At 63.8% G+C, this 5163-nt stretch carries 5 protein-coding genes; 3 read left to right on the forward strand and 2 right to left on the reverse strand.

Annotation, left to right across the window (positions count from 1 at the left end; translation table 11 throughout):
* Positions 1 to 125 precede the first annotated feature (125 nt).
* Entirely contained in the window at positions 126 to 1964 is a 1839-nt protein-coding gene (locus RGM2987_RS00585) for a VWA domain-containing protein (RefSeq protein WP_245138177.1), read from the forward strand.
* Between the two features lie 4 nt (positions 1965 to 1968).
* Here the strand turns inward: RGM2987_RS00585 and RGM2987_RS00590 are convergent, their stop codons facing one another.
* Both RGM2987_RS00590 and RGM2987_RS00595 read right to left on the reverse strand, forming a co-directional pair.
* Entirely contained in the window at positions 1969 to 2169 is a 201-nt protein-coding gene (locus tag RGM2987_RS00590; RefSeq protein ID WP_245138178.1) for a protein DnrP, read from the reverse strand.
* Entirely contained in the window at positions 2166 to 2849 is a 684-nt protein-coding gene (locus RGM2987_RS00595) for a Crp/Fnr family transcriptional regulator (protein ID WP_245138179.1), read from the reverse strand. The genes RGM2987_RS00590 and RGM2987_RS00595 overlap by 4 nt, the downstream gene beginning before the upstream one ends.
* A 582-nt stretch (positions 2850 to 3431) precedes the next feature.
* On the opposite strand from RGM2987_RS00595, the gene RGM2987_RS00600 reads away from it, so the two are divergent.
* Positions 3432 to 4622, forward strand: coding sequence for an NnrS family protein (locus RGM2987_RS00600; protein ID WP_245138180.1), 1191 nt, complete (start codon positions 3432 to 3434; stop codon positions 4620 to 4622).
* A gap of 25 nt (positions 4623 to 4647) precedes the next feature.
* Positions 4648 to 5091: a hypothetical protein gene (locus tag RGM2987_RS00605; protein ID WP_245138181.1), complete on the forward strand. Its 444-nt coding sequence runs from the start codon at positions 4648 to 4650 to the stop codon at positions 5089 to 5091.
* Positions 5092 to 5163 lie beyond the last annotated feature (72 nt).

The following is a 5163-nucleotide window of genomic DNA, read 5'->3' on the forward strand; positions in this document are numbered from 1 at the left end:
CCCTGTTTTTGTGGGCGCTTCGCAGCCGACCTATTTTGTGGGCGCTTCGCACCCAAGCGGGAGCAAGCTCCCTCGCCACAACAGCTCCCAGGCCACGATGAAGCGGTGTTGAGGAGAAAGTAACCATGGCATTCACCCTTGAACTCGAAGAATGGGTCGGCAGCGTCTGGCACCGTTTTATCACCCGCCGCGCCAGCGCCGATTTCCCCGAGGCGCGGGTCGAGTTGAGCGAGCGGCAACGGGCCTTGCAGGTACTGTTTCGCGCCACCGGCGGGGCCCGTCACCTGGGGGTGGAAGCCGTCAGTGACCGCGACCTGCTGCTGCGCCGTAACCTGTTGCAGCAGATCGCCGGCACCTGCAAGCAAGTCCCGCTCGCCTGGTGCGATGGCGACAACTTGCGCTTGCCGGCGAGTCTGGCGGCGTTTCCCGATGCCGCGCTGAACGAAGAGCTGTATCGCTGGCTCGCCTTGCTGGCCGCGCAGTCCGGGTCGATGCAGCACTGGGGACGCGACAACCAGCGTTGGACCCAGGCGGTGTTGCAGCGCTACCCGGCGCTACGTGCGCGCTATCGGCGGCTGGTGGAGGCGCATCTGGCCTTGCGTCCCGACCCGGCCAGTCTCAACCCGGCCGAAGCCGCCTTGGAGCGCGCGCTGTGCCAGGCCTTGCGCGAACCCGGCAGTGTCGAGCATTTCCCGCGTAGCGAACGGGCGGCCTGGCCGTTGCCGTTGTGGCTGTATCCCCCGCAACACCTGGCCAATCCCCAGGCTGCCGACCTTGAGGAGTCCGAGCAATACCTGGCGACGCCAGCGGGTGAGCAGAAGGGCGGTCGCAAGCGCGCCGAGCGGATCGACGAAACCACCCGCGATGGCGGCCTGCTGATCGTGCGCCTGGAAAACCTGTTCAGTTGGACCGAGCACGTCGACCTGGATCGTTGGGCCGATGACAGCGAAGACCCGGACGCCGCCCGCGTCGCCGAAGACCTTGACCAGTTGACCCTGTCGCGGACCCGCTTACGCAAAGGCGGCGGCCTCAAACTGCACCTGGACCTGCCCCCGGCCGAGGTGGATGACATCCCCTTGGGCGAGGGCATCCGGTTGCCGGAATGGGACTATCGCAAACAGCGCTTGCAGGATGATTTCGTCAGCGTGCAAACCTTCATTCCCCGCGACTGCGAACCCCAGCCGTTGCCGGCACGCCTGCGTCCTGCGGCGCAACGCTTGCGCCGCCAGTTCGAACACTTGCGCAACGATCGCCAATGGCTACGCCAGCAGGCCCAGGGTTCGGAGCTGGACCTGCAAGCCTGGCTGGATTTTCACGTCGAGCGCCAGCACGGCCAATGCAGCGAACGCGGTCTGTTCCTCGAACAGCGCCAGACCCGCCGCGACCTGGCCTGCCTGCTGCTGGCGGATCTGTCGATGTCCACCGACGCCCACCTCAACGACGAACATCGGGTGATCGAGGTGATCCGCGACAGCCTGTTGCTGTTTGGCGAGACTCTCTCGGTGCTGGGGGATGATTTCGCCTTGTACGGGTTTTCCTCGTTGCGCCGCCAGCAAGTGCGGCTGCATGAACTCAAGACGTTCAACCAGCGCTACGACGACCACACCCGTGGCCGGATCGAAGGTCTCAAACCGGGTTATTACACGCGCATGGGCGCAGCGATCCGCCACGCCACACAACGGCTGGCGAGCTGCAAGCGACGGCGCAAACTGTTGCTGCTTCTCAGTGACGGCAAGCCTAATGACCTGGACCTCTACGAGGGCCGCTACGGCGTGGAAGACACCCGCCAGGCGGTGCTCGAAGCGCGACGCCAGGGGCTGACGCCGTTCTGCATCACCATTGACCGCGAGGCGGGGGATTATCTGCCGTATATGTTCGGTGCCAGCGGCTACACCTTGATCCGCCAGCCCGAACAATTGCCGCTGCGCCTTGTGCAGCTGTACCGGCAATTGACTCAGGACTGAGGATTCAGCCGATGTCGCGGGGCAACCAGAAGAACATGACGATGCAAAACAGCGTCAAGCCGACACAGAACCAGGCGAAGCGCCGCAGCCGTCGCTCGCCGGCCAACCAAGCCTGGGCCGGTAGCGGCATGCCGCACTGCCTGCATTCGGCTTCATCGGCATGATAGGCCCGCTGGCAATACAGGCAGGTGGGCTGCGGGCTCATTCGAATTGCTCCAGGCGCAGGCGGTCGAGGATCGCGATCTGCCGACCGTCCTGGGTGATGATTTTCTCGTCGATCAGACGCCGGATGATCCGTGAGAAGGTTTCCGGTTGGATCGACAGGTGCCCGGCGATCAATTGCTTGGCCATCGGCAGTTCGAACTGGCTGTCCACGGTTTGCAGGCGCACCAGTTGCGTGAGCAGGTAGCGCACCACGCGGTGGGTGGCGTTCTTCAGCGACAGCGTCTCGATCTCGTTGACCCGCTGGTGCAGACGCACGCAAAGCTTGCCGAGCAGGGCGAAGGTCAGCCGGCTGTTGCTTTGCAACAGGCGCATGTAGGTGGCGTTGGACAGCCGGTACAACTGGGTTGGGCCGACCGCCTCGGCGGAGGCCACGTAGTTGGGCGTGTCCATCACCATCATGGCTTCGGCGAAGGTCTGGCGCTCGCCAATCACCTCGAAGACCTTTTCCTGGCCATCCGGAGTCAGCCGGTAAATCTTCACGGCTCCGGCGATCACGAAATAAAACGCCTGGGCCGGCTCGCCCTGGAGGAACAGCGGCTCGCCCTTGTCGACGTTCAACAGCTGGCTGGTACTCATCAGTTCATCGAGCTGTTCTTCATTCAACGGCTCGAACAGATGATGGCTGCGCAGAATCTGGTGATGGATGCGGTGGAGCACCATGGGATGGATCCTTGTAAAGACTGGAAGTTGATCGGTTCAGAGCAGGCTCAGGGACAGGCTGCTGGCAAGCGCGATGACGCAGGACAGCAGGACGAACCACGCGAGGGGGAGAGTGATGAATTTCATGGAAGGGCCCAGGTAGAAAAGTCGATGACTTGCCTGAGCAAGAGCTGGGCCAGGCGCTGGAGGCCGGTATTCAGCAGGGTTCGGGATGAAGAGGGTGAAAATGACCCAGGCGCTGAAAGGTTAAAAGAACCCTGATGCGGTCCTAAATACCCTGGTTGCCGCAGTCCCTTGTGGGAGCGGGCTTGCTCGCGAAGGCGGCCCATTCAACATCGAGGTTGGCTGACCCGACGCTTTCGCGAGCAACCCCGCTCCCACAGGGAATCGGTGCACTTTTCGAGACCGTATCGCAGGCAGTTTCGGCAAGGCCTTTGCAAGTCCCCCTCCGAGGCACCCGACCGCCGATAAGCGAGCTTGATCTGAGACAAGCTCCCCCAGGCATCGATAGCCGATCATTGGAACCTTGTTCGTTGACCCTCGTCAGTGGCCCTGTGGCGCGATGAGGTTAAGGAGTGATGTATGCAAGTGCTTGACCGTCGCAAGGCCATGGCCATTTTGCCGCTGTGGCGCCTGGCGTTCCGGCCGTTTTTCCTGGCCGGCTGCGTGCTGGCGTTGCTGGCCGTCCCGCTGTGGCTGGCGGTATTCAGCGGGCAATTATCGGCGTGGCAGCCGGCCGGTGGCTGGCTGGCCTGGCACCGGCATGAGCTGTTGTTCGGGTTTGGCCTGGCGATTGTCGCGGGGTTCCTGCTGACGGCGGTGCAGACCTGGACCGGTACCCCTGGCCTCAGCGGCAAGCGTCTGACGGCGCTGGCGGCGTTGTGGCTGGGGGCTCGGCTGGCCTGGCTGGTCGATGCGCCCTGGCCGTTGCTGGTGTCGCTGGAGCTGGGATTTGCCTTGGCGGTCGCGGCGTTGATGGGGGTTGCGTTGTGGCGGGTGCGACAGAAGCGCAACTACCCGATTGTCCTGGTACTGCTGCTGTTGGCCGCGGCCGATGCGTTGTCGGTCTACGGCCTGGTGCAGCACAACGAGGGCCTGCAACGGCAAAGCGTGCTCACCGGCCTGTGGCTGGTGGCGGCGATGATGGGGTTGATCGGCGGGCGGGTGATTCCGTTCTTTACCCAGCGAGGTCTTGGCCGGGTGCAAGGCGTCGCGGCCTGGCCATGGCTCGACCGCCTGTTGCTGGTGGGGGCGGCGCTGGTGGCGCTGTTATATGCGTGCGGCGTGGCGCTGACGATCAATCTCGGTTGCGGCCTGTTGTTCACTGCATTGGCGGCAGGCCATGGTATTCGCCTGGTGCGTTGGCATGATCGGGATCTGTGGCGAGTGCCGTTGCTGTGGTCGCTGCACCTGGCCTACGCCTGGCTGGCACTGGCCTGCCTGGGCATGGCGCTGTGGCATTTCGGCGTGCCGGTGAATCCGAGCCTGGCGGTCCACAGCCTGACCATCGGCGCCATGGCCGGGTTGATCCTGGCGATGATTGCCCGTGTCAGCCTCGGTCATACCGGGCGTCCCCTGGAACCGCCGGCGGGGATGACGCTGGCGTTCATCCTGCTGAACCTGGCGTGCTTGAGTCGCGTGCTGCTGGTGCTGTTGTTCCCGCTGGCCGGGCTATGGCTGGCGGGGGTGTGCTGGACACTGGCGTTCGGGCTCTATGCCTGGCGGTACGGGCCGATGCTGTTGCAGGCCCGGGTGGACGGGCATCCGGGATGAAACGACTGATCGCAGGTAATCGATAATGTATGGGCTCTTGCTGGTCACGCACCTGTTGGCAGCGATTGCCTTCATTGGCACGCTGTTTTTCGAAGTCTTCATCTGGCATGCCGCCCGCAAGCCGCTGGTCGAAGGCGCCCGTGACGCCGCTGACCAAGCCATCGGCAAGCGCTCGCGGCAGGTGCTGCACGGTGTGGTGTTGCTGCTGTACAGCGCGGGCATCGGTCTGGCCTGGCAGCATCGCGGTGCGTTGAGCCACCCCTTGGACAGCAGCTTCGGCTTGCTGCTGAGCCTGAAGATGGTGCTGGCGTTGAGCATCGTCGGGCACTACTTGTGGCTGGCGTACTGGCTCCGGACAGACCGCCTGAGCCCTCGGCGCGCCGGCTGGCTGCGGCGCAGCATTCTCGGGCACATGGTGCTGATTGTGGTATTGGCGAAAGGGATGTTCTATTGGCAGTTCCAGGTATGAGCGCACACCACTGACCCTGTGGGAGCGGGCTTGCTCGCGAAGGCGTCGTGTCAGGCAACATTAATGTTTGCT

Origin of the sequence: Pseudomonas sp. RGM2987 (genome assembly GCF_022952855.1) — a bacterium.
GTDB lineage: Bacteria > Pseudomonadota > Gammaproteobacteria > Pseudomonadales > Pseudomonadaceae > Aquipseudomonas.

What these genes read in the sequence shown, in the direction of transcription:
- RGM2987_RS00585 (WP_245138177.1), top strand. Translation starts at nt 126, where the DNA reads ATGGCATTCACCCTTGAACTCGAAGAATGGGTCGGCAGCGTCTGGCAC.
- RGM2987_RS00590 (WP_245138178.1), bottom strand. Translation starts at nt 2,169, where the DNA reads ATGAGCCCGCAGCCCACCTGCCTGTATTGCCAGCGGGCCTATCATGCC.
- RGM2987_RS00595 (WP_245138179.1), bottom strand. Translation starts at nt 2,849, where the DNA reads ATGGTGCTCCACCGCATCCATCACCAGATTCTGCGCAGCCATCATCTG.
- RGM2987_RS00600 (WP_245138180.1), top strand. Translation starts at nt 3,432, where the DNA reads ATGCAAGTGCTTGACCGTCGCAAGGCCATGGCCATTTTGCCGCTGTGG.
- RGM2987_RS00605 (WP_245138181.1), top strand. Translation starts at nt 4,648, where the DNA reads ATGTATGGGCTCTTGCTGGTCACGCACCTGTTGGCAGCGATTGCCTTC.